Annotated in this window: 14 protein-coding genes and 1 tRNA gene; 14 read left to right on the top strand and 1 reads right to left on the bottom strand. The window is 71.2% G+C overall.

The window, feature by feature from the left end:
• Nucleotides 1-50: 50 nt before the first annotated feature.
• The 13 genes from bldG (at nucleotide 51) to ACFVJQ_RS29460 (ending at nucleotide 19,458) form a co-directional block, all read left to right on the top strand.
• Complete coding sequence (gene bldG, locus ACFVJQ_RS29520) at nucleotides 51-392, top strand: anti-sigma factor antagonist BldG (RefSeq protein WP_024885807.1); 342 nt, start codon at nucleotides 51-53, stop codon at nucleotides 390-392.
• Between the two features lie 111 nt (nucleotides 393-503).
• Entirely contained in the window at nucleotides 504-944 is a 441-nt protein-coding gene (locus tag ACFVJQ_RS29515; RefSeq protein WP_385513258.1) for an ATP-binding protein, read from the top strand.
• 313 nt (nucleotides 945-1,257) lie between these two features.
• The gene (locus ACFVJQ_RS29510; protein WP_385513257.1) at nucleotides 1,258-3,672 is read left to right on the top strand and encodes a sodium-translocating pyrophosphatase; all 2,415 of its coding nucleotides are present in this window, start codon (nucleotides 1,258-1,260) and stop codon (nucleotides 3,670-3,672) included.
• 192 nt (nucleotides 3,673-3,864) lie between these two features.
• Entirely contained in the window at nucleotides 3,865-4,455 is a 591-nt protein-coding gene (locus ACFVJQ_RS29505; RefSeq protein ID WP_385788493.1) for a small secreted protein, read from the top strand.
• A 74-nt stretch (nucleotides 4,456-4,529) separates the two neighbouring features.
• The gene (locus ACFVJQ_RS29500; protein WP_385513255.1) at nucleotides 4,530-6,050 is read left to right on the top strand and encodes a methyltransferase; all 1,521 of its coding nucleotides are present in this window, start codon (nucleotides 4,530-4,532) and stop codon (nucleotides 6,048-6,050) included.
• Nucleotides 6,051-6,305: 255 nt separating this feature from the next.
• Nucleotides 6,306-8,543 (top strand): protein kinase, encoded by a 2,238-nt coding sequence (locus ACFVJQ_RS29495; protein ID WP_385788490.1) that lies wholly within the window; start codon nucleotides 6,306-6,308, stop codon nucleotides 8,541-8,543.
• A gap of 164 nt (nucleotides 8,544-8,707) precedes the next feature.
• The gene (locus ACFVJQ_RS29490; RefSeq protein WP_385513253.1) at nucleotides 8,708-8,905 is read left to right on the top strand and encodes a hypothetical protein; all 198 of its coding nucleotides are present in this window, start codon (nucleotides 8,708-8,710) and stop codon (nucleotides 8,903-8,905) included.
• Nucleotides 8,906-9,156: 251 nt separating this feature from the next.
• The gene (gene topA / locus ACFVJQ_RS29485) at nucleotides 9,157-11,994 is read left to right on the top strand and encodes a type I DNA topoisomerase (protein ID WP_385513252.1); all 2,838 of its coding nucleotides are present in this window, start codon (nucleotides 9,157-9,159) and stop codon (nucleotides 11,992-11,994) included.
• A gap of 137 nt (nucleotides 11,995-12,131) precedes the next feature.
• The gene (gene tmk / locus ACFVJQ_RS29480) at nucleotides 12,132-15,365 is read left to right on the top strand and encodes a dTMP kinase (protein ID WP_385788486.1); all 3,234 of its coding nucleotides are present in this window, start codon (nucleotides 12,132-12,134) and stop codon (nucleotides 15,363-15,365) included.
• A gap of 95 nt (nucleotides 15,366-15,460) precedes the next feature.
• Nucleotides 15,461-16,666, top strand: coding sequence for a DNA polymerase III subunit delta' (locus ACFVJQ_RS29475; RefSeq protein ID WP_385513250.1), 1,206 nt, complete (start codon nucleotides 15,461-15,463; stop codon nucleotides 16,664-16,666).
• A gap of 198 nt (nucleotides 16,667-16,864) precedes the next feature.
• The gene (locus tag ACFVJQ_RS29470) at nucleotides 16,865-18,469 is read left to right on the top strand and encodes an alpha/beta hydrolase (RefSeq protein WP_385788483.1); all 1,605 of its coding nucleotides are present in this window, start codon (nucleotides 16,865-16,867) and stop codon (nucleotides 18,467-18,469) included.
• A gap of 109 nt (nucleotides 18,470-18,578) precedes the next feature.
• Nucleotides 18,579-18,652: transfer RNA gene (locus ACFVJQ_RS29465), tRNA-Thr, on the top strand.
• A gap of 596 nt (nucleotides 18,653-19,248) precedes the next feature.
• Nucleotides 19,249-19,458 (top strand): hypothetical protein, encoded by a 210-nt coding sequence (locus tag ACFVJQ_RS29460; RefSeq protein WP_385788480.1) that lies wholly within the window; start codon nucleotides 19,249-19,251, stop codon nucleotides 19,456-19,458.
• A 300-nt stretch (nucleotides 19,459-19,758) separates the two neighbouring features.
• Here ACFVJQ_RS29460 and ACFVJQ_RS29455 read toward each other — a convergent pair whose 3' ends face one another.
• Nucleotides 19,759-20,718 carry a D-2-hydroxyacid dehydrogenase family protein gene (locus ACFVJQ_RS29455; protein ID WP_385788477.1) on the bottom strand — a complete coding sequence of 320 codons (960 nt, stop codon included), beginning with the start codon at nucleotides 20,716-20,718 and terminating at the stop codon, nucleotides 19,759-19,761.
• A 456-nt stretch (nucleotides 20,719-21,174) separates the two neighbouring features.
• On the opposite strand from ACFVJQ_RS29455, the gene ACFVJQ_RS29450 reads away from it, so the two are divergent.
• On the top strand, nucleotides 21,175-24,570 hold the full coding sequence (locus tag ACFVJQ_RS29450) for a BTAD domain-containing putative transcriptional regulator (protein WP_385788584.1): 3,396 nt from the start codon (nucleotides 21,175-21,177) through the stop codon (nucleotides 24,568-24,570).
• Nucleotides 24,571-24,621 lie beyond the last annotated feature (51 nt).

Raw genomic sequence — 24,621 nt, 5'->3', positions numbered from 1 at the left:
GCCGAGATGTCCCGAGGACGACCGCTCGATAGCAAGGTGCTGGAGGATCCGTGGACCTGTCCCTGTCGACCGAGACCATCGGCGATCGCACGATCGTCAGGGTCGGTGGCGAAATCGACGTATATACCGCGCCCAAGCTGCGCGAGCAGCTGGTCGAGCTGGTGAACGACGGCAGTTTCCACCTCGTCGTCGACATGGAGGGCGTGGACTTCCTCGACTCCACCGGGCTCGGCGTGCTGGTCGGCGGCCTGAAGCGAGTGCGGGCCCATGAGGGCTCACTGCGCCTGGTCTGCAACCAGGAGCGCATTCTCAAGATTTTCCGTATCACCGGCCTCACCAAGGTGTTCCCGATCCACACCTCGGTCGAGGAAGCGGTGGCGGCCACCGACTGATCACCGCCCCGGGCGCCGTGTGCCCGGGGCGGAAGAGAGAGTTGAAGACGGGGGCTGGGCTGTCGGCGGCCCGGCCCTCTGACAGCACGCCCGTAGCTCCGAGGGGGATGCATGGCCACCGTCGAACTCCGCTTCAGCGCGCTGCCCGAGCACGTCAGGACCGCCCGACTGGTGGCGGCGGCGGTGGCGCGCAGGGCCGGGGTGGACGAGGCCGTCCTCGACGAGGTCAGGCTCGCTGTCGGCGAGGCCTGCTCCCGTGCCGTGGGCCTGCACCAGAGCAGTGGGATCACGGCGCCGGTGAAGGTGGCGCTGATCGAAGAGGAGAAACAGTTCTCCATCGAGGTCGGCGACGAGGCGCCGCACGCCGTCCCTGGGGGCGGAGAACCCGGAGCCGCCGCCGACGACCCCGACGCGGAGGCCGAGGAGGACGAGATGGGCCTCGCCGTCATCAGCGGCCTGGTCGACGATGTGGAGGTTTCCACCGGGGAGCACGGTGGCCTGATCCGTATGACGTGGCCGACCACTCCGCCGCCGGCCGCGGCGCTCCCCTGACACACAACCCGAACAGCCGTACACCCGAGGGCCCTGCTGAGCAGGGCCCTCGGGTGTTTTTCGCAAAAGGCGCCGGAATTCGTGAAGGAATTCACGATCAATCGCTGCTCCGCGGCCTTGATCAGTGGACGGAATTTGATCAAGCGTCCAACGCGTCTGGGGCATTACGACTTTCGGGTTCCTCGGTCTCCTGCGATCATTTGCTCCAGAGCATGTGAAGGCGAATTCCGTTTGCCGCGCCCTGTTTTGATCAGGTCCGGCTCCCTACAATCCGTCCACATCTTGAGCTCAGCCCAAGCGTCAAGGAGGACGAATGGCGGGGCTTTCTACCCCTCATCGGTTGGACCACACCGCAGACCACACCACAACCTTCGCAGCCGCAGTGCTGACCGACGACAACCGCGTCATGGTGATGGTCATCGCGGCCGTCGCGTTGGCTGCGCTCGTGGTCGCCGGCGTGCTGTTGCGCCAGGTGCTCGCGGCGGGCGAGGGCACCGACAGCATGAAGAAGATCGCAGCGGCCATCCAGGAAGGCGCGAACGCCTATCTGGCCCGGCAGCTGCGCACGCTCGGCGTATTCGCCGTCGTCGTGTTCTTCCTGCTCATGCTGCTGCCCGCGGACGACTGGAATCAGCGCGCCGGACGATCGGTGTTCTTCTTGATCGGCGCGGCGTTCTCGGCAGCCACCGGCTATATCGGCATGTGGCTCGCCGTACGCAGTAACGTGCGGGTCGCCGCGGCGGCCCGGGAAGCGACTCCGGCGGAGGGTGAGCCGGAAAAGGATCTCACCCTCGTCTCGCACAAAGCCATGAAGATCGCTTTCCGTACGGGCGGCGTCGTCGGCATGTTCACGGTGGGGCTCGGTCTGCTGGGCGCCTCCTGTGTGGTGCTGGTGTACACAGCCGACGCGCCGAAGGTGCTCGAGGGCTTCGGCCTCGGGGCCGCGCTCATCGCCATGTTCATGCGTGTCGGCGGCGGCATCTTCACCAAGGCCGCCGACGTCGGCGCCGACCTGGTCGGCAAGGTCGAGAAGGGCATTCCGGAGGACGATCCGCGCAATGCCGCGACCATCGCCGACAACGTGGGCGACAACGTCGGCGACTGTGCCGGGATGGCGGCCGACCTCTTCGAGTCGTACGCCGTCACCCTGGTGGCCGCGCTGATCCTGGGCACGGCGGCCTTCGGCGACGCCGGGCTGGCGTTCCCGCTGCTCGTCCCCGCGATCGGCGTGATCACCGCGATGATCGGCATCTTCGCCGTGGCGCCGCGCCGCGCCGACCGCAGCGGGATGAGTGCGATCAACCGTGGCTTCTTCATCTCCGCGGTGATCTCGCTCGTCCTGGTGGCGATCGCCGTGTTCGTCTATCTGCCGTCGTCGTACGCCGACCTCGACGGCGTCACCGACGCCGCGATCCGGGCCAAGGACGGCGACCCGCGGATCCTGGCGCTCGTCGCGGTGGCGATCGGCATCCTGCTCGCCGCCGTGATCCAGCAGCTCACCGGCTACTTCACCGAGACCAACCGGCGCCCGGTGAAGGACATCGGCAAGACCTCGCTCACCGGCCCTGCCACCGTCATCCTCGCCGGTATCTCGGTCGGCCTCGAATCGGCCGTCTACACCGCTCTGCTGATCGGCCTCGGCGTCTACGGGGCCTTCCTGCTCGGCGGTACGTCGATCATGCTGGCGCTGTTCGCGGTCGCGCTGGCCGGCACCGGCCTGCTCACCACGGTCGGCGTGATCGTCGCCATGGACACCTTCGGGCCGGTCTCCGACAACGCCCAGGGCATCGCCGAGATGTCCGGGGACGTCAAGGGCGCGGGCGCACAGGTGCTCACCAACCTGGACGCGGTGGGCAACACCACCAAGGCCATCACCAAGGGCATCGCCATCGCCACCGCCGTCCTGGCGGCGTCGGCGCTCTTCGGGTCGTACCGCGATGCGATCACCACGGGCGCACGGGACGTGGGCGAGAAGCTCAGCGGTGAGGGCTCGCCGATGACGCTGGCGATGGACATCTCGCAGCCCAACAACCTCGTCGGCCTCATTGCGGGGGCGGCGGTCGTCTTCCTCTTCTCCGGGCTGGCGATCAATGCGGTGTCGCGGTCGGCGGGTTCGGTGGTGTTCGAGGTGCGGCGGCAGTTCCGTGAGCGGCCCGGGATCATGGACTACACCGAGAAACCGGAGTACGGAAAAGTCGTCGACATCTGCACGAGGGACGCGCTCAGGGAGCTGGCCACGCCGGGTCTGCTCGCGGTCATGGCGCCGATCTTCATCGGCTTCACGCTCGGCGTCGGCGCCCTCGGCGCGTATCTGGCGGGCGCGATCGGGGCCGGCACGCTGATGGCGGTGTTCCTCGCCAACTCCGGCGGCGCCTGGGACAATGCCAAGAAGCTCGTCGAGGACGGCCACCACGGCGGCAAGGGCAGCGAGGCGCACGCCGCGACGGTGATCGGTGACACGGTCGGCGACCCGTTCAAGGACACCGCCGGTCCCGCGATCAACCCGTTGCTGAAGGTGATGAACCTGGTGTCGCTGCTCATCGCGCCCGCCGTCATCAAGTTCAGCTACGGCGACGACGAGAACCTCGGCGTACGGATTCTGATCGCGGTGCTCGCCCTTGTGGTGATCGTCGGCGCGGTGTACGTCTCCAAGCGGCGCGGCATCGCCATGGGGGACGAAGAGCCCGACCGGAGCTCCAAGTCGGCCGACACTGCGGTGGTTTCGTAGGCTGTCGGACAAAGCCCAGCTCAAAGGGCGGGCGGGAGGCGCGTGTTGACGCGCCGCCCGCCCGCCCCGCTGTGTTCACGCTCTCGCCGTGAGCCTTCTCTCTCCTGGCGCGAATGACGTAATTATGGTCATATTGGACGCTCGTCATGCGGTTGTCGCCCGCTTGGCGTGTATGTTCCGGGGCCGAGAGCCATGGAAGGGACCAATCCGGTGAACAAGAAGCTCGCGGCCGCACTGTCCGGCGGTGCGGTACTGGTACTGGCGCTGTCGGGATGCGGCGGCGACGACGGCAACGAGAAGCTGGATGCCTGGGCCAAGCAGGTCTGCGACGCCGTGCAGCCGCAGGCGAAGAAGATCGCGGCCGCGAACGCCGCGATCCAGAAGGAGACCTCGGACCGCAGCACGCCGGCGGAGGTCCAGAAGACCGACGCGCAGGCCTTCCAGGACATGTCCGACGCCTACAAGGCGATCGGGACCGCCGTGAACAAGGCCGGCCCGCCGGACGTCGAGAACGGCGAGAAGAAGCAGCAGGACGCGGTCAAGGAGCTCAACGGCATCTCCTCGTCGTACGCCTCCCTGAGGAAGCAGGTCGACGCGCTCGACACCAAGGACCAGGCCAAGTTCGCCGACGGCCTCAAGGGCATCGCCACCGAGCTGGACAAGCTCAGCCAGAGCGGCAACGACGCGCTCAGGACCCTGGAGGAGGGCGAGGTCGGACAGGCGATGGCCCAGCAGGAGAGTTGCCAGGGCGCATCCGCCTCGCCGTCCGTGACGCAGGGCTGACGTTCGTCTGCCGCCGCTGTGTCACCGCGGTGAGCCGTGCGCGGTGACCGTCCGACGCGGTCACAATGGGGGATGTGAGTAACGCCAGCCTCTCCCCGCTGCCCTCCGCCGACCGTCCCGACGTCACCGCTCGGCTGCGCGACGCCCTGCTGGGGTCCGCCTTCACCGCCGACGGACTGCTCGAACTGCTCGGCGCCCCCGCGTACGCGGCGCTGGCCCGCGGCGAGACCGTGCCCGCACTCCGGGCGACCCGCGGGGACACGCCGCTGGAGATGCTCGTACGGCTGTTCCTGCTCCAGCAGCCCGTGCCGCACGCGCGCGTGGAGGGGGTTCTGCCCGTCGCCGAGTGCCTGGAGAGCGGGTGGCTCACGCGGGTCGGCGGGGACGAGCTCGCCGCGACCGTGGATGTACGGCCGTACGGCGGGTCGGCCGGCGAGGACTGGTTCATCGTGTCCGACCTGGGATGCGCGGTCGGTGGGGCAGGGGGGATCGGGCGACGGGACGAAGGCGTCGTCCTGGGCGTGGGCGGTGCCTCCACCACCCTGGCCGGGCTCACCGTCCGTACGCCCGTGGCCACGGCCCTCGACCTGGGCACCGGCTCCGGCATCCAGGCCCTGCACGCCGCCCAGCACGCCACGCGCGTGACGGCGACCGATGTGAATCCACGGGCGCTGCACATCGCCGCGCTCACGCTCGCGCTGTCCGGCGCCCCCGCCGCGGACCTGCGCGAGGGATCGCTCTTCGAGCCGATCCGGGACGACGAGAAGTACGACCTGATCGTGTCCAATCCGCCCTTCGTGATCTCTCCCGGCGCCCGGCTGACGTACCGCGACGGCGGAATGGGCGGGGACGATCTGTGCCGCTCGCTCGTTCAACAGGCGGGCGCCCGCCTGAACAGGGGCGGATTCGCGCAGTTCCTCGCCAACTGGCAGCACGTGGAGGAGGAGGACTGGCAGGAGCGGCTGCGGTCGTGGGTGCCGCTCGGGTGCGACGCGTGGATCGTGCAGCGCGAGGTGCAGGACGTCACGCAGTACGCCGAGCTGTGGCTGCGGGATGCGGGCGACCACCGCGGTGACGTGGCCGAGTACGAGGCGCGGTACGACGCCTGGCTGGACGAGTTCGAGGCGCGCAAGGTGAAGGCCGTGGGGTTCGGGTGGATCACCCTGCGCAAGTCGGGGGCCGCGGTGCCCTCCATCGCCGTGGAGGAGTGGCCGCATCCGGTCGAACAGCCGCTCGGTGACACGGTCCGGGCGCACTTCGAACGTCTCGACTACCTGCGGGCACGCGATGACGCCGCCCTGCTCGAAGAGCGCTTCCGGCTCGCCGCGGAGGTCGTCCAGGAGCAGGTCGGGCTCCCCGGCGCCGAGGACCCGGAGCATGTGGTGCTGCGTCAGAACCGCGGTATGCGCCGGGCCACGAAGGTGGACACGGTCGGTGCGGGCTTCGCGGGCGTCTGCGACGGTTCCCTGACCGCGGGCCGGATCCTGGACGCCATCGCCCAACTGGTGGGTGAGGACCCGGTGTTGCTGCGGGATCGGACACCGGCACAGATTCGGTTGCTGGTGGAGCAGGGGTTTCTTGAGCCGGCGGGGTGATCGTCGGCCCGGGGCCGTACGCCCCGCTCGGGGGCGCGTGAGGGTGGGGCGTACGCCGGAGTGACGGCGGGCGTGAGTTGCTTGGTGTGTTGCCTCTGAGGTTTGAGTGACTCATGAGGCGCGTGGACTTGGTGCGAGCAGATCTTCCGGGATTGATCCTGTGAAGGTCTCCTGTCAGTGGCGCGTGCGAAGCTACCTTCGAGAGACAGACTCGGACGCGTCCTCGGGGAGGCGCGCTGTCTCGGGGGAGGCGTGATGGCGGGGGAGACGCCGGACCAGGGTGAGGGCCGGGTGATCAACGGCCGGTACCGGCTGCTGCGCACACTCGGCGCGGGCGGCATGGGTCGCGTATGGCTCGCGCACGACGAGGAGTTGGCGTGCGAAGTCGCGATGAAGGAGATCGCGCTTCCGGATGTGCCGATGGACGCGAGCGAGCCCGCCCAGCGCATCGCACGGGCCCGCAGCGAGGCCCGGCACGCGGCACGCCTGCGCGGTCATCCGCATGTGGCGACGGTGCACGACGTGGTGGAGCACGAGGGATTGCCGTGGATCGTCATGGAGTACGTGCCTGACGCGGTCGATCTGCAGGCGGTGATCCGGAGTTCGGGGCCGATGCCGCCCGCGCAGGCGGCCCGTATCGGCCTCGCCGTGCTCGACGCGCTCAACACCGGGCACCGCATCGGCATCCTCCACAGGGATGTGAAACCGGCCAACATCCTTCTGGCCCCCAACTCTTCCGGCGACCCGTACGCGCGCGTGCTGCTCACCGACTACGGCATCGCGCTGCAACCGGGATCCCGCGAGCCCAGGATCACCGCGACCGCGGGCATCCTCGGCACCCCTGGCTACCTCGCCCCCGAGCGTGCCCGCGGTGAGCCGCCCACCCCGGCCGCCGACCTGTTCTCCCTGGGCGCCACGCTGTACACCGCCGTGGAGGGGCGCGGCCCCTTCGACCGCGATGACGAGTACGCGATTCTGACGGCCCTGCTCGGGGAGGAACCGACGCCGCCGGCCCGTGCGGGCCAACTGGCGCCCGTCCTGCACGGGTTGCTCGTCAAGGACCCGCTGCGCAGGTCCGCGCCGGACGTGGTCGCGCGCAGCCTGGAGCGCGTGGCACAGGGGATGCCGGATGCCGGTCCTGCAGGGTCGGCAGGGCAGGGCGCGGGCGCGTTGGCGGGAGCCGGCGCCTTCGGCCCACCGCCGGGCGCGTTCGGACCGCCTCCCGCGGAGGGTGCGGGCGGTCCCGGGAACCCTGGTACGCCGTCGGCTCCGCAGACGCCGGGCGCGCCACCGACGCCGAATACTCCCGCGGGCGCTCCCGGCGGCGGCTGGGGCCCGGACACGCCGGGGTCCGGCGCCCAGGACGGCGGTGCGGCCACACCCGGCGGGTCGGCGCACGGCGCCTGGCCACCGCCCGCCCCGCAGGGTCCCTACGACCGGGGCAACCCCTACGCGCAGGCGCCCGGCTCCCTCTACGTCGGCGGCGGGCAGCCGCCGTACGCGGCGGGCAGCGGTTCCCCGACGTACACGGGCGGTTCCTGGGGGCCGGCCGACCCAGGTCGCGGCGGCGACGGGCCTTCGGCACCGGCACCCAAAGGCGCCCGAAAGCGCCTCGCGCTCGTCGCCCTCGTCGTCGCCGCCGTCCTCGTGATCGCCGGCGGCACCTGGGCGGCCGTCTCGCTGACCGGCGGAGACGAGAAGGGCACCGACAACGCGGCGGGGAAGTCGCCGTCGCCCAGCACGAAGGGGTCGCCGTCGCCGACCGAGCCCGTGCTGCCGTACGGGGACGTGGTCGGCCTGACCAGGCCGCTGGAAGCCGGTGACTGTGTGCAGGCGGTCTGGACGGGGGCGCCGTTCAAGTCGTCCCCGAATCTAGGCGTGGTCGACTGCGCCGAGGACTGGCCGGATGGCCAAGTCCTGAGCATCGAGACGGCCACGGACCACGCCGACGCGCGCGCCAACGGCGCGAAACGGTGCGAGGAGCAGAGCCGCACGGTCGTCGACGCGCTGCCGGACGCGGACGTCTACGCCGTGCTGCCGACCGAGGAGGGCTTCACCACGGCGGGCAGTGGTACGGCATGTCTCGTACTCGGCCGTCATGCCGCGATAGGCGGCGAAGTGGGCCGGTTCCGCGACGCGGGCACGGACCTGTGGGTCGGCCAGATGAGCATCGGCGACTGCTGGACCTACAAGGAACTGGACGACGGCTACGAGGCGCCCCTCACCGACTGCGACAAGCCGCACACGGAACAGGTCATCGGGACCGTGCAGGCCCCCGCGAGCATGAGCTACGCCAAGGGCAGCGACAACGCGACCGAGCTGTGCGAGAACAAGTTCGAATCCACCTGGGCGCCCGGCGCGGAGCGGACCGTCTACGGCTGGGTGGCCGACGAGGAGGACTGGGAGGCCGGTTTCAACAAGGTCGTGTGCACCGTGAGCCGGATCGACGACAAGAAGACGACCGGAAAGATACCGCCACCCGGCGAAGTCTGAGATCGGCTGAAATCAGCCGAAAAAATATCCCCGGGGTCAACTGAAGGCGGATGCACGGGTCCGTCGGCCCCGCGTTCACGTCAGGTTCGCCTGGGCGCAGCCTGCGCGTGTCAACCTCCCGGGACTGCACACTCGCGAACGGGAGAAAAGGGGCACGGGGAGCCATGGAGAGCGGACCGGTGATCTTCGCGGGACTGGTGTTCGCCCTGTTCGGAGGCGGACTGCTGGTGTGGACGGCGACCCGGGTGCACCGCCGCGAGCCCGTCGCTCACGGTGTGAGTCCCGTCGCATCGGCGACCGTCGCGAGTGTCGTCGCGGTGATCGCGCTGGCCCTCGGGACGTGGTGCTTCACCCGCCTCTGAGGCCGCCGGTGGCGCGTTCACCTGGGTAATTGAGAGGTCACGCTCCGGATCGGCGGATCGGATCGGTGGACACTCCGGGCGGCAGGAATGGCGGTAGTCGGGTTACCGTTCGAGTGGCCGTTGTGGGCTTTTCCCGTTTGACACGGGGGCGGGATGTACCGTCACACTCCGCAGCGTCAGCCATGAGAGGTGCCCCGACCCCGGGAGCAAGGCCTGGGGAGGCCCAGCGTCGACCGGAGAGAAGAGCGAAGTTGTCCCCGACCAGCGAGACCGCACAGGGCGGCCGCCGACTCGTCATCGTCGAGTCGCCTGCCAAGGCGAAGACGATCAAGGGCTACCTCGGCCCCGGATACGTCGTCGAGGCGAGCGTCGGGCACATCCGCGACCTCCCCAACGGCGCCGCGGAGGTGCCGGAGAAGTACACCGGCGAGGTCCGGCGCCTCGGTGTGGACGTCGAGCACGACTTCCAGCCGATCTATGTGGTCAACGCCGACAAGAAGGCGCAGGTCAAGAAGCTCAAGGACCTGCTGAAGGACTCCGACGAGCTCTTCCTCGCCACCGATGAGGACCGGGAGGGCGAGGCCATCGCCTGGCACCTCCAGGAGGTCCTCAAGCCGAAGATCCCGGTCAAGCGCATGGTGTTCCACGAGATCACCAAGGACGCGATCCGGGAGGCCGTGGCCAATCCGCGCCAGCTCAACCAGAAGCTGGTCGACGCCCAGGAGACCCGCCGCATCCTCGACCGCCTCTACGGCTACGAGGTGTCGCCGGTCCTGTGGAAGAAGGTCATGCCGCGCCTGTCGGCCGGCCGCGTCCAGTCGGTCGCGACCCGGCTCGTGGTGGAGCGGGAACGCGAGCGCATCGCGTTTCGTTCGGCTGAGTACTGGGACCTGACGGGCACCTTCGCGACCGGCCGCGCAGGGGACTCGTCGGACCCCTCGTCGCTGGTCGCCCGTCTCCAGACCGTCGACGGCAGGCGGGTTGCGCAGGGCCGCGACTTCGACTCGCTGGGACAGCTCAAGAGCGCGAACACCCTCCACCTCGACGAGGCGAACGCCCGCGCCCTCGCCGCCGCCCTGGAGGACACCCGGTTCTCCGTCCGGTCCGTCGAGTCCAAGCCGTACCGCCGCTCGCCGTACGCCCCGTTCCGTACGACGACGCTGCAGCAGGAGGCCAGCCGCAAGCTCGGCTTCGGTGCGAAGGCCACAATGCAGATCGCGCAGAAGCTGTACGAGAACGGCTACATCACGTACATGCGTACGGACTCCACGACGCTGAGCGACACGGCGATCGCCGCCGCCCGCGCCCAGGTCACGCAGCTGTACGGCGCCGACTACCTGCCGCCGCAGCCGCGGACGTATGCAGGAAAGGTCAAGAACGCGCAGGAGGCGCACGAGGCGATCCGCCCCTCGGGTGATCGTTTCCGTACGCCGGCCGAGACGGGGCTGACCGGTGACCAGTTCAAGCTGTACGAGCTGATCTGGAAGCGGACGGTCGCCTCCCAGATGAAGGACGCGACGGGCAACTCCGTCACGGTGAAGATCGGCGGCACCGCGGCCGACGGCCGGGACGTCGAGTTCAGCGCGTCCGGCAAGACGATCACCTTCCACGGCTTCCTGAAGGCCTACGTCGAGGGCGCCGACGACCCGAACGCCGAGCTGGACGACCGCGAGCGCCGGCTGCCGCAGGTCGGCGAGGGCGACCCGCTGTCGGCCGAGGAGATCACGGTCGACGGGCACGCCACCAAGCCCCCGGCCCGCTACACCGAGGCCTCGCTGGTCAAGGAGCTGGAAGAGCGCGAGATCGGCCGCCCGTCGACGTACGCGTCGATCATCGGCACGATCCTCGACCGCGGCTATGTGTTCAAGAAGGGCACGGCACTCGTCCCGTCCTTCCTGTCCTTCGCCGTGGTCAACCTCCTGGAGAAGCACTTCGGGCGGCTCGTCGACTACGACTTCACCGCGAAGATGGAGGACGATCTCGACCGCATCGCACGCGGCGAGGCGCAGGCTGTGCCGTGGCTGAAGCGGTTCTACTTCGGCGAAGGCACGGGTGCGGGCGGTGCCGCGGACGCCGGAAACGGCGACGGGGACCACCTCGGCGGCCTCAAGGAGCTGGTGACCGACCTGGGCGCGATCGACGCGCGCGAGGTGTCCTCGTTCCCGGTGGGCAACGACATCGTGCTGCGCGTCGGCCGCTACGGGCCGTACATCGAGCGCGGTGAGAAGGACTCCGAGGGCCACCAGCGCGCCGACATCCCGTCCGACCTGGCTCCGGACGAGCTCACCGTCGAGCTCGCGGAGGAGCTGCTCGCCAAGCCGAGCGGCGACTTCGAGCTGGGCACGGACCCGGAGACCGGCCACACGATCGTCGCCAAGGACGGCCGCTACGGTCCGTACGTCACCGAGGTGCTGCCCGAGGGCACCCCGAAGACGGGCAAGAACGCCGTCAAGCCGCGTACGGCCTCGCTGTTCAAGTCGATGTCGCTGGACACGGTGACGCTTGAGGACGCGCTGAAGCTGATGTCGCTTCCGCGGGTCGTCGGCACCGACGCGGACGGCGTCGAGATCACCGCGCAGAACGGCCGCTACGGCCCGTATCTGAAGAAGGGCACGGACTCGCGGTCGCTGCAGTCCGAGGACCAGCTCTTCACGATCACGCTGGAGGAGGCGCAGGCGATCTACGCCCAGCCGAAGCAGCGTGGCCGTGCGGCCGCCAAGCCGCCGCTGAAGGAGCTGGGCGAGGACCCGGTCAGCGGCAAGCCGGTCGTCGTCAAGGACGGTCGCTTCGGCCCGTACGTCACCGACGGCGAGACCAACGCGACCCTGCGCTCCGGCGACAGTGTCGAGAGGATCACCCCGGAGCGCGGTTTCGAACTCCTCGCCGAGAAGCGTGCGAAGGGGCCCGCCAAGAAGACGGCCAAGAAGGCGGCCGCCAAGAAGGCTCCTGCGAAGAAGGCGACGGCCGCGAAGAAGACCGCCGCCAAGAAGGCGACCGCGGCGAAGACGACCGCCGCGAAGAAGACCACGACGGCCAAGAAGACGGCCGTCAAGAAGGCGACGGCTTCCAAGACGGCGTCGGACGACTGAACCGAGGCCGGCCGGCAACGGGCCGCCCCTCACCGCGGATTCGCGAAACGAACGCCCCGGCATCACTTCGGTGTCGGGGCGTGCGGACGTTCGGGCATGCGCACTGGAGTGTCGGCGCGGCCCGATAGGCTGAACGCATGACGCGAGCCGAGCAGCCAACGGCCCATCACCCCGCCCCCGACGACACGCTGGTCGCGGACTCCCGCGAGCGTGCCGTCCGTGCGCTGCTGCGCCGACCGCAACTGAAGCGGTTGTGGAGCGCGCAGCTGGTGAGCGGGGTCGGTGACGTCCTCGCGCTTCTCGTGCTGGTCGTCCTCGTCCTCCAGGCGGCGATCGCCGAGGGGTCGTTCGGCGGGGGCTACCGGGGCGTGGCGTTCGCAGTGGCGACCGTGTTCGGGGTGCGCATCCTTGCGACGCTGCTCTTCGGAGCCGTGCTCCTCGGCCCGCTCACCGCGCTCACCTCCCAGGACGGCCCGCTGGACCGGCGCTGGACCATGGTCGGCGCGGACGGTCTGCGGGCCGCGCTGCTGATCGTCGCGCCGCTGTGGATCGACTGGATGCCCCAGGACGCTCTCGCCGTGCTCCTGGTGACCGTCTTCGTCACCGGTGTCGCCGAGCGCTTCTGGACGGTCTGCCGCGAAAGCGCCGCCCCCGCGCTGCTGCCGGCCCCGCCCCCGGAGGGCGCGACCGTACGACCGCTGCCGGACCACATGGACGCGCTGCGCCGCCTGTCGCTGCGCACCACCTTCGTGACGGTCCCCCTGGCGGGTGCCGCACTCGTGGTCGCGGGATTGTTCAACAATCTGCTGGGTGCGGGGATCGACTGGTTCGGCCAGCACCAGGCGGCCCTCGGTTCGTACGTCGCGGCCGGTCTGTTCGCCGCGTCCCTGTCCGTCCTGACCTTCCTGGAGCTGCCCGGCACGCGTACCCCGCGCGCGCGGTCGCCGCTCGAGGGACTGCGCCGCCCGAGGACGGGCACGGGTGCCGACAAGGGCCGCACCGGCGCGATCCCGCTGCTGGTGCTCGCCTGCGCCGCTGTTGCCGGAGCGGTCGCCGCCGCTGTGGCCGTCGCCGTGCTGCACGCCAAGGACCTGGGCGGCGGCCCGGTGACGTACGGGCTGCTGGTGCTCGCGCTGACCGGCGGTGTCGCCGTCGGCATCCGTACAGCACCGAAGGTGCTGACGTCACTGTCGCGGCGTCGGATGCTCGCGCTGGCGATCGCCTTCACCGGCGTGGCGCTGCTGGCCGCCGGGCTCGTCCCGGACGTCACCACTGTGCTGCTGATCGCCGCGCTGGCCGGCATCGGCGCGGGCATGGCCGCCAACACCGGGCATGCGCTCCTCGACCAGGAGACCGAGGACTTCCGGCGGGCCCGGACCACTGAGCACCTGCACGCGGTGGTACGGGTCTGTGTGGCGCTCGGCGCGCTGATCGCGCCCCTGGTGGCGGCGCTGATCGGGCCGCACCGGCTGGAGAACGGCAAGTTCGTGTTCGCGCACGGCGGGGCGGCGTTCACGCTGATGCTGGTCGGCGCGCTGCTGCTGCCGGTGGCCGCGCTGGTGCTGGCCAAGCTCGACGACCGCTCCGGCGTACCGCTGCGGCACGACCTGCGGGACGCCCTGCTCGGCGGCGACGACCCGGTGCAGGCTCCGACGCCCTCCGGTTTCTTCATCGCCCTGGAAGGCGGCGACGGCGCCGGAAAGTCCACCCAGGCCGAGGCGCTCGCCGAGTGGATAAGGGCCAAGGGCCACGAGGTCGTGCTGACCCGCGAGCCCGGGGCGACCCCGGTGGGCAAGCGGCTGCGGTCGATCCTGCTGGACGTGTCGAGCGCCGGGCTCTCGCACCGGGCGGAAGCGCTGCTGTATGCGGCGGACCGCGCCGAACACGTGGACACGGTGGTGCGGCCTGCGCTGGAGCGCGGCGCGGTCGTCATCTCCGACCGCTATATCGATTCCTCGGTGGCATACCAGGGCGCGGGCCGTGACCTGTCCCCGACCGAAATCGCCCGCATCAACCGGTGGGCGACGCACGGGCTCGTACCGCACCTGACCGTTCTGCTGGATGTTTCGCCGGAGGCCGCGCGGGAGCGGTTCACGGAGGCGCCGGACCGGCTGGAGTCGGAGCCGGCCGAGTTCCACACGCGCGTGCGGTCCGGTTTCCTGACGCTGGCCTCGTCCGACCCCGGGCGGTACCTGGTCGTCGACGCCGGGCAGGAGCCCGAGGCCGTGACGACGGTGATCCGGGCCCGGCTGGACCAGATGCTGCCCCTGTCCGAGGCCGAGGTGAAGGCCCAGGAGGAGGCGCGGAAGAAGGCCGAGGAGGAGGCCCGCCGCAAGGCCGAGGAAGAAGCCGCCCGCAAGGCTGAGGAGGAGCGCCTGGAGCGCGAGCGCCAGGAGCAGCTCGAGCGGTTGCGCGCCGAGGAGGAGGAGCGCAAGCGGCGCGAGCTGGAGGAGGCGCAGCGGCGCGAGGCCGAACGGCAGGCGGAGGAGGCCCGGCAGCGGGCCGAGGAAGCGCGCCGCCGGGCGGAGGAGGAGCGGGTGCGGCTCCTGGCCGAGGAGAAGGCGCGGGCCGAGGAAGAGGCCCGGCGCAAGGCCGAGGAGGAACGGCGCCGCAGGCAGGCCGAGGAGGAGGCCCGGCTGCGGGCCGAGGCTGAGGAACGCCGACTGGAGAAGCAGCGCAAGGCCGAGGATGCGCTGTTGCGGGCCGAGGAGGCCCGGCGGGCGGCCGAGCAGGCTGCTGCGGCGGCCGCGGCGGGCCCCCGGCCGCCGACGGTTCCGGCCGCGCCATCGGTCCCGCCGGAGGCGGCGACCGTCCCGACGCCGGTCGTGAAGCCCACGGGCGGACCGCTGGAGGAGACGACGGTCCTGCGGCCGGTACGGGACGAAACGCCGGGCGCTGACGAGCCCTCCGGTGACTCCGAGGTGACTGCCGAACTGCCGCAGCCGTCCACGCCTCAGGGTGCGGCGGACGAGACGGCCGTACTGCCGCCGGTGGGTGCCGCGGACGAGACGGCTGTGCTGCCGCCGGTCGGTTCGGCGGATGAGACGGCTGTGCTGCCGCCGGTGGCGCCCGGCGCCGAGGACGAGACCGCGGTGCTGCCTCCCGTGCCGGGCGAGAACCCCGTGGACCGGGTTCCGCCGGGATTCTTCCGGGACGAGCGGCCGGGGGCCGGACCGGACGGCGGTGAGGACCGTACGCGGGAGCTGCCCCAGGTCGACGCCGAGGGGACGCCGCAGCGGCGCCCGCGGCCGGACTGGGCCGAGGAGACCCCGCTGGACGATCTGCCCACCCTGGCGGACGAGCTGCTCGGGCCCCGCGAGGACGCGTACGACGACGAGCAGGGCCGTCGAGGGCGGGGCAGGGACCGCTGAACTGCGGGGTGGCGGCCGGCGCGGGCTCCGTTGTCAGTGGTCGCCGCCACAATGGATGGCGTACCGCGGAGTGTGACGGAAGGGCGGCGTGACCCATGAGCGTGTGGGACGACCTCGTCGGGCAGGAGAAGGTGAGCGAGCAGCTCACCGCCGCTGCCCGGGACGCCGATGCCCTGGTCACTGCGGCCGCGGCCGACGCCCCGCTGCCCGAGGCGTCCAGAATGACGCACGCCTGGCTGTTCACCGGGCCGCCCGGGGCGGGGCGGACGCAGGTGGCGCGGGCGTTCGCCGCCGCGTTGCAGTGCGTGAGCCCCGACCGCGCGCTGGGCGGCGCCCCCGGCTGCGGCTTCTGCGACGGGTGTCACACGGCGCTGGTCGGCACCCACGCCGATGTCACCACCGTCGTGGCCGTGGGCGCTCAGATCCTCGTCGACGACATGCGGGACACGGTGCGCAAGTCGTTCACCTCACCGGCGAACGGCCGCTGGCAGGTGATCCTCGTCGAGGACGCCGAGCGGCTGAACGAGAAGTCCGCCAACGCCGTCCTCAAGGCCGTCGAGGAGCCCGCCCCCCGCACGGTCTGGCTGCTGTGCGCCCCCTCGCTCGAAGACGTCCTGCCCACCATCCGCTCCCGCTGCCGCCACCTGAACCTGCGCACGCCCTCCGTCGACGCCGTCGCCGACATGCTCGTACGACGCGAGGGCGTCGAGCCGGACGTCGCGGCCGCGGCGGCCCGTGCGACGCAGGGGCACGTGGACCGGGCCCGCCGACTCGCCACCGACCCGGCTGCCCGAGAACGCCGGGCCACTGTGCTGAAGCTGCCGCTCCGCATCGATGACATCGGCGGCTGCCTCAAGGCCGCCCAGGAGCTGGTCGACGCGGCCGCGGAGGACGCCAAACAGCTCGCCGAGGAGATCGACGTCAAGGAGACCGAGGAGCTGAGGGCAGCGCTGGGCGCGGCTCAGGGCGGCCGGATGCCGCGCGGTACGGCGGGCGTGATGAAGGAGCTGGAGGACAAGCAGAAGCGCCGCAGAACGCGTACCCAGCGCGACAGCCTCGACCTCGCGCTCACCGACCTCACCGCCTTCTACCGCGATGTCCTCGCCCTCCAGCTCGGCTCCCGGATCGCGCTCGCCAACACGGACGCCGAGGACACCCTGGAGCGGCTCGCCCGCGGCAGCTCCCCGGAGTCCACCCTGCGCCGCATCGAGGCGATCGCCGCCTGCCGCGACGCCCTCGACCGCAATGTGGCGCCTCTGCTGGCCGTGGAGGCGATGACGCTGGCGCTCAGATCGGGGTGACGGGGTGGGCCGCCCTGCCGTGGGCCGCGTGGGCCGGCCGCGGTGGCGCACCTGCCGCGTGCCGGTCACGACGAGGGAAGCCCTTTGCCGTGGGCGTCGTGTTGACGGCGTACCTCGTTCGAGGGACAGCCTGCACTCGTCCGTGGCGCAAGCTGCACACGCCGTGCCCAATTCATCGCACAGCGTTACGCTCGCTAAATGTACACAAGGCGCACCCACCGCTGGTCAAGGACCATGTCCAGTGCCAGGTCCCGTACCGGAGTCACCCTCGTCGCCGTCGCGGCGCTGCTCCTCTCCGCCTGTTCCTCCGGGAGCTCGACGAGTTCGGCGACCTCCGCGGCCGGGGCGGCGGAGCTGACCGCGCTGCCCCGGGCCACCCCGTCCGACCTGGCTCCGTACTACGGGCAGAAACTGAAATGGCGTGCCTGCGGTGTCTCCGGCTTCGAGTGCGCCACCCTGCGCGCGCCACTCGACTACGCCGAGCCGGCCGAGGGCGACGTGCGGCTGGCCGTGGCCCGCAAGAAGGCCACAGGCCCGGGCAAACGGCTGGGCTCGCTGCTGGTGAACCCGGGCGGACCGGGCGGCTCCGCGATCACCTACCTCCAGTCGTACGCCGGTGTCGGCTACCCGGCGGAGGTCCGCGCCCGCTACGACCTGGTCGCGGTCGATCCGCGCGGCGTCGCCCGCAGCGAGCCCGTCGAGTGTCTCGACGCGCGAGAGATGGACAGGTACACGCAGACCGACGTCACGCCCGACGACAAGCGGGAGGTCGACGGACTCGTGGACGCCTACAAGGAGTTCGCGGAAGGGTGCGGCAAGCAGTCGCCCGAGCTGCTGCGGCACATTTCGACAGTCGAGGCGGCCCGGGACATGGACGTCCTGCGGGCGGCCCTCGGGGACGAGAAGCTGACGTATGTGGGGGCGTCGTACGGCACGTTCCTCGGAGCGACGTACGCCGGGCTCTTCCCACAGCGGGCGGGGCGGCTCGTCCTGGACGGCGCGATCGACCCGTCGCTGCCCGCACGCCGGCTGAACCTCGACCAGACGGCGGGCTTCGAGACGGCGCTGACCGCGTTCGCGAAGGACTGCGTACGGCACACCGACTGTCCTCTCGGCAGGCCGGGGACGCCACCGGAGCAGATCGGACGCAACCTGAAGGCGTTCTTCGACAAGCTCGACGCGAGGCCGCTGCCCACCGGCGACGCGGACGGCCGCAGGCTCACCGAGTCCCTCGGCACCACCGGCGTGATCACGGCGATGTACGACGAGGGGGCCTGGCAGCAGTTGCGCGAGGCGCTGACCTCGGCGATGAAGGAGAACGACGGCGCGGGTCTGCTGGCCCTGTCCGACACGTACTACGAGCGGGACCCCGACGGCGAATACTCGAACCTGATGTTCGCCAACGCCGCCGTGAACTGTCTGGACCTTCCGCCCGCCTTCGACACCCCGGACCAGGTCCGTGCGGCGCTCCCCGCCTTCGAGAAGGCGTCCCCGGTCTTCGGCGAGACCCTCGCCTGGGCCGCCCTGAACTGCGCGTACTGGCCGGTCGCGGCCACCGGCGAGCCGAGGCGCATCGAGGCGAAGGGCGCCGCCCCGATCGTCGTGGTCGGCACCACCCGGGACCCGGCGACTCCGTACCGCTGGGCCCAGTCCCTGTCCCGCCAGCTCTCCTCCGGCCGCCTCCTCTCCTACCAGGGCGACGGACACACCGCCTACGGCCGCGGCAGCGACTGCATCGACCGCACGATCAACGCGTACCTTCTGCGCGGCACCCCTCCGGCGGAGGGAAAGCGCTGCTCATAACGCACGTCACCAGCCCCGGCATCCTCGGGCTCCGGGGCTGGTACGGAGCACCGCCGGAATCTGTGTAGACTTACCGACGTTGCTGATCGCACCATAGTGCGGACAGCGCGCCGCCTTAGCTCAGATGGCCAGAGCAACGCACTCGTAATGCGTAGGTCTCGGGTTCGAATCCCGAAGGCGGCTCCGGTGAAGCCCAGCTCAGACACGGTCTGAGCTGGGCTTTTTCGTTCAGCGGATACGGCGACGGCGGCGGGCGCGGGCCGCTCGGCTGTCCGTGGTCTCAATTCTGGTCTCGATTGACGGTTCGGGACCGGGGTCCGGCTGACGCTCCGCGCTGGCTTCCGGGCGGGGCATGAAGGTGTCGCCCACGCCGGTGCCACTCCGGGTTCTGTGGATCTGCACATCGAATGCGCTACCGCGGCACAGTGTGCGAGAAATCTGCACATGCCCCTGCCGGACGGCGCTCCGTTCGTGTGGAGTGTCCCGTTCCGGATCACGGTGGCAATACCGGTGACGTCCCGGTGTCGCGCAGCATGTGGAGAAGCCGTCCCCAACTCGTGTGGATGCCTGCACGGATGCCGTAGTCCGCACGTTCAACTGTCCTGATGAGAGCATCGGTTGATTGGATGCCCGGCGCTCTCCGTGCTTTGATCCTTTGCGCCGCGAGGTCGCGCGACCGGTTTCCGGAAACGGGCGCCGCGTGCCTGCGGTCGAGGCCCGCCAGCAGTCCCCAGCGGGGCCACCCCCCTTGTGGATCATCCATACGAAGGGAAATCAACATGAACTCCGCTCACCAGGTTGAGACCGTCGAGATCTCCGACGCCGAGCTCGACAACGTCTCCGGCGGCCTGAACCCGCACGCCAGCGTCGTCGTCGGCTCCGTGGCGGTCAGCGACTCGTCTCTCCTGGCCCAGGCCGCCGCCGCCCAGAACGAGGTCCTCGGCACCGTCGGCCAGTTCCAGCACGCCAGCGTCAGCGTCTCCCTCTGACCGGCGGCCTGAACGCCACTCGGTGAGCCCCTTCCTGCCCAACGGTGTGGTCGGGGCGTTGGCGGACGCAGGCTGTACGAACGACGAAGCTCCTGGCGGCAACGGGCTCTTGACTGAGAGCACCGGCGCCCGCCAGGAGCTTCGTGTGCTCGTCTGCCCGTCGGCGTACAAGGGTGCGACCGGCCATCTGCGGGGCGGTCCTGCGTGGCACGGCCCTGCACCACCTGATCTGCCCGCGCACAGGCATCGAACGGATGGCCTTGTCCTCGAGCCCTGGCTGTGTCAGATGGCCGGGGCGGGTCAGCCGAGGAGGCGTACCGGGGTTCCGGCGAGGTAGGCACGGATGTTGTCGACGGCCTGGCCGTAGTAGCGCTCGTAGTTGGCCCGGGTGACGTAGCCGAGGTGCGGGGTGGCCAGGAGGCGGGGGGCCGTGCGCATCGGGTGGTCGGTGGGGAGGGGTTCCGTGTCGAAGACGTCGACGGCCGCGCCGGCGATGCGGCCCTCGTGCAGGGCGGTGAGAAGGGCGTCCTGGTCGACGATCGCCGCGCGGGAGGTGTTGATCAGGTAGGCGGTCGGCTTCAGGAGGGCGAGTTCGGCGGAGCCGAGCAGGCCGCGGGTGCGGTCACCGAGGGCCAGGTGGACGGAGACGAAGTCGCTGGTCGCCAGGAGGTCCTCCTTGGTGGCGGACCGGTGCACTCCGACCTCGTCCGCCCGCTCCTTGGTGAGGTTCTGACTCCAGGCGGTGATCTCCATGCCGAAGGCGAGGCCGATCCGGGCGACCCGGCTGCCGATCTTGCCGAGGCCCAGCAGGCCGAGCCGGCGGCCGTGCAGGTCGGCGCCGACCGTCGACTGCCAGGGGCCGCCGGCGCGCAGGGCGTTGCTCTCCTGGACGATTCCGCGGGCCAGGCCCAGCAGCAGGGCCCAGGTGAGTTCGACCGGGGGAGTGGAGGAGCTCTCCGTGCCGCACACGGTGACGCCGCCTGCGCGGGCGGCGGCGTAGTCGATCACCGAGTTGCGCATGCCGGAGGCGATCAGCAGCTTCAGCCGGGGGAGGCGGTTCAGGAGCGTGGCCAGGAAGGGGACGCGTTCGCGCAGGGTCACCACGAAGTCGAAGTCCGCGAGGGCCGTGGCGAGTTCGTCCTCGGTGGCGAAGTGATCGGAGAAGGCGACGACCTCCACCTGGTCGCTCACCGGTGACCAGTCGGCGACGGAGGTCGCGACGTTCTGGTGGTCGTCGAGCACGGCGCAGCGGAATCGCATGTCGGTTCTCTCCCCGGGTTTTCGGTGTCTCACCCAAGGGTGGCGGGCGATCCCGCGTGGAGGGACGCGGGCCCCGGTCGTTCACCTCAGCCGACCGGAGCCCACGGGCGTCCCCGGATCCGGCCGCGGCGGCGACACTCCCCCGAGCGGCGCGTGACGCGCGCACCGTCGGGCCAGATCCGTTGTAGTGATCACATCAGGCCCCACCAACGGATCGCTAACATATGGCCAACGGTTCTCCATGTCGTTGTCGGCCAATTGGCGTGAAGTCGCCAGGCGGTGCCGGGATCGGTACCGGGAAACGGCCGGAACGGTAGCGGACTCCGGCGGAGGCCGTCATGGTGCGGGTGGCGGGAAACCGCCGTGACGAGGGCGGAAATCCGCCAGGAATGGTGGTCCTCCGTCGTGGAGCGCGGTCGGGCGGCGCGGGCGCGCGGGAAGGCTGTGGGCGGTGTGATGCGGGACGAACTGCGGTGCGGGCCTCGGTTCGGACTGCGGTTCGGTTTGCTGGGGCCGCCTGTGCTGTACGAGCCCTGTGAGGCGGAGTACTGCGAGCCCTGTGGGGCGGACGACGCCGCAGGCGCTGGGGAGCTTGGAGCAGCTGGAGCCGCTGGTGGTGTCGGCAGCGCCAGGGCCGCGGGGAGTGCGGTTGCTGCTCGGCGCGTGGGTGCGCGGGGTGCGAGCGCAGGTGGGGCACGAGCGCGGAGCGCGGGTGTGGGCGCCGGGCGGCCGGCGCTCGCGGTGCGCGCCGTCCGTAGTGCCAAGGTGCGTGTTCTGCTCGCCGCGCTGCTGTTGGAAGCCGGTCGGGTCGTTCCGGTCGAGTCGCTGAAGGACGCGTTGTGGGGCGGGGCGCCCCCTGCCTCCGCGCACGCCTCCCTGCACAACCATGTCGCCCGGCTGCGCCGGCTGCTCGACGATCCCGAACGGTTGCGCGCAGTGCAGCCGGGGTACCTGCTGCGGGTCGAACAGGGCGAGCTGGACGTCCATGTCTTCGAGGCGCATGTCGCCGCGGCGCGCGCCGCGCACGCCGGGCGGGACTGGGAGCGCACGGTGCACGAGTGCGCGGGGGCGCTCGCGCTGTGGCGGGGTGCGCCGCTGAGCGGGCTGCCGCCCGAGGTGGGCGGGTACGCCTTCGTGCAGCGGCTGATCGAGGCGCGGCTGCTCCTGCTGGAGTGGCGGTACGACGCCGAGCTGGCCCTCGGGGGTGAGCGACTCGCCGGTGTCGTACCGGAGTTGGCGGCACTGGCCGCCGAGTATCCGCTGCGGGAGGCGTACCACCGCCAGCTGATGCTCGCCCTGCACCGCACCGGCCGCCGTGCGGAGGCGCTGGCCGTCCATCGCGATCTTCGCGCCCGGCTCGTCGAGGAGCTGGGGGTCGAGCCGGGGGCAGGGGTGCGGGAGGCGCATATGGAGGTGTTGCGGGGGGCTGCGGAGGGCGGTTCGCGGGGGCCGTCCGACGAGGTTACGGGGGGTACGGCCGTGGGTGGTGAGGAGCGGCACGGCGGCGGGGTGTGCGACGGTGGTTCCGCCGGTGCCGGTGATCCGTCCGTGGGGGACGGGCCGGTGGCCGACGCCGGGCCTCGCGTTCCCCGTCCCTCCCAACTCCCGCCCCTTCCCGGGCATTTCACCGGCCGACACGGCGTACGGGACGCACTGCGTCGAGCTCTCGCTGCGCCGGCCGCCGTGGCCGTCGTCAGCGGTATGGCCGGTGTCGGCAAGAGTGCGCTCGCGCTGCATGTGGCGCATGGGCTGGCGGAACGTTTCGCCGATGGGCAGCTCTACGTCAACCTGCACGGCGCCACTCCGGGCATGACCCCCCTTCCCCCCGGCCAGGCGCTCACCGCCCTGCTCCGCGACCTCGGTACCGAGCCCCGCCGTATCCCCGAACACCCCGATGCGGCAGCAGCGTTGCTGCGCTCCCTGCTCGCGCCGACGCGCACGCTGATGGTGCTGGACGACGCCGCGAGCGCTGCGCAGGTACGGCCGCTGCTGCCGGCCGGCGCCGGCTGCGCGGTGATCGTCACCAGCCGGTCCCCGCTGACCGCCCTCGACGGTGCCCGCCGCTTCCCGCTCGCGCCGCTGACCGACGCGGAGAGCGCGGAGCTGCTGCGCGCAGTCTCCGGACGGGACGGCCTCGACGCCGCCCACCCGCTCGTCGAACTCACCGGACGGCTCCCGCTCGCCCTGCGCGTCGTCGCGGCCCGGCTCGCCGCCCGCCGGGCGCTCACCCCGGACGTGCTCGCCGGGCAACTGGCCGCCACCAAAGGGCGGTTGCACCATCTGGAGTACGACGACCTGAGCGTGCGCCGCTCCCTCGCCGTCGCGCACGACGCGCTCGCCGCCTCCGACCGAGAAGCCGACCGGGACGCGGCGCTGGCGCTGCGGCGCATCGGCGCGCTGGATCTGCCCGCCTACGGTGCGCCGCTGCTCGCCCGGCTCACCGGCACCGACGAGCGGCGTGCCGAGGCCGCGCTGGACCGGCTGGTCGACGTGGCGCTCCTGGAGGAGACGGCGTACGGCCGCTACGCACCCCACGACCTCGTCCGGGACTTCGCCCGTGAGCTTGCGGCGGCGGACCAGGGCGACGACATGGCCGAGACCGCCCTGCGCTGGTACGCCGCCGTCGCCGAGCGCATCCTCACCGCCATCGTCGAACCTGGCCTCGACCAGGACGACCGCCGCCGCCCGACCGCGGCCCAGCCCGCCGAACACGCCTCCCAGGTGGGAACGGTTCCTCCGTTCGACAGCCCGGAAACGGCCTTCGCCTGGGGGGATGCCGAGCTCGCCAATGTCGTCGCGCTGGTCGAGCGCCATGCGCACGCGGGGGCTGACCCGGGCGCGGACGACGGACGCCTGGATGGCCGACGGCCGGCTGATCGGCGGCTGGACGCGCGGCGTCGAGGCTCGGGCGACCGCGGCCCGGACCGCAGCCGACGCCCGGACAACCGACCGGCCTGGCTCTCCACCCTCCTCCGTCTGCTCTTCCCTTACGTCCAGCGCAGCGGTCGCGTCGCCGAGATGGAGTTGCTCGGGCGGGCCGCGCTCGATCTGGCGCGGCGGCTCGAGGACGCGGCGGCCGAGGCGTATGCGCTGGGCGACCTCGCCGGGCTGCACTTCTTGACCGGACGTCAGAGCGAGGCGCTCGCGCTCAACGACCGGGCGCTGGAGATCTGGCGGCGGCTCGGTACCGTCTCCTGGATCCGGCGCTGCCTCAACAACCGCGGGCTGCTGCTGGAGGGGCTGGGCCGGTACGCCGAGTCCGAGGACGCGCTGCGGCAGAGCCTGGAGTACTCCCGGCAGCTGGACGACCCGTACGGCGAGGCCGTCACCTACAGCCATCTCGGCAACCTGTACGAGCACACAGACCCCCGCGCCGCCATTGAACAGCACCGGCGCTCGCTCGCCATCGGCGTCGAGGTCGGCGCCGTCATCGTGCAGCACTCCGCGCACTGCAACATCGGCTACGCCCACCTCACGCTCGGTGAACCGGCCGCCGCCGCGGAGCACTTCGAGGAGAGCCTGCGCATCCTCGGCGGTCACGGCGACTGGCACGGCGAGTCCCAGACCCGGCTCGGCCTGGTCCGCGCCCTGCGGCTGCTCGGTCACGCCGAACGCGCCGGTCGCGAGTGCGCGGAGCTGCTGCGCCGCGCGGAGGCCCGCGCCGACTGCTACACCGGCGGCCTCGCCCGCCACCAGCACGGTCTGCTGCTGCGTGACCAGGGGCGGGCCGAGGAGGCGTACGAGGAGTGGCGCTCGGCCCTTGCCGCCCTGGACGGAACGGACGAACGGGCGATCGTCGGGGAGCTCAGGGAGCTGATCTCCTCAGGCGCAGGAGCGGACCCGGTCGAGTGAGCAGGCCGAGTCTGCCGAAGCGCCCGGCGCATTCGAGTTTTGCCACCTGAC

Source organism: Streptomyces sp. NPDC127197, assembly GCF_042672405.1.
GTDB lineage: Bacteria > Actinomycetota > Actinomycetes > Streptomycetales > Streptomycetaceae > Streptomyces > Streptomyces flavusporus.
This window is presented reverse-complemented; position numbering and strand designations above follow the sequence as displayed.

Coding starts and splice junctions, on each gene's coding strand:
- ACFVJQ_RS29515 (WP_385513258.1), top strand. CDS start 504: ATGGCCACCGTCGAACTCCGCTTCAGCGCGCTGCCCGAGCACGTCAGG.
- ACFVJQ_RS29510 (WP_385513257.1), top strand. CDS start 1,258: ATGGCGGGGCTTTCTACCCCTCATCGGTTGGACCACACCGCAGACCAC.
- ACFVJQ_RS29505 (WP_385788493.1), top strand. CDS start 3,865: ATGGAAGGGACCAATCCGGTGAACAAGAAGCTCGCGGCCGCACTGTCC.
- ACFVJQ_RS29495 (WP_385788490.1), top strand. CDS start 6,306: ATGGCGGGGGAGACGCCGGACCAGGGTGAGGGCCGGGTGATCAACGGC.
- ACFVJQ_RS29490 (WP_385513253.1), top strand. CDS start 8,708: ATGGAGAGCGGACCGGTGATCTTCGCGGGACTGGTGTTCGCCCTGTTC.
- tmk (WP_385788486.1), top strand. CDS start 12,132: ATGACGCGAGCCGAGCAGCCAACGGCCCATCACCCCGCCCCCGACGAC.
- ACFVJQ_RS29475 (WP_385513250.1), top strand. CDS start 15,461: ATGAGCGTGTGGGACGACCTCGTCGGGCAGGAGAAGGTGAGCGAGCAG.
- ACFVJQ_RS29470 (WP_385788483.1), top strand. CDS start 16,865: ATGTACACAAGGCGCACCCACCGCTGGTCAAGGACCATGTCCAGTGCC.
- ACFVJQ_RS29460 (WP_385788480.1), top strand. CDS start 19,249: ATGAACTCCGCTCACCAGGTTGAGACCGTCGAGATCTCCGACGCCGAG.
- ACFVJQ_RS29455 (WP_385788477.1), bottom strand. CDS start 20,718: ATGCGATTCCGCTGCGCCGTGCTCGACGACCACCAGAACGTCGCGACC.
- ACFVJQ_RS29450 (WP_385788584.1), top strand. CDS start 21,175: ATGCGGGACGAACTGCGGTGCGGGCCTCGGTTCGGACTGCGGTTCGGT.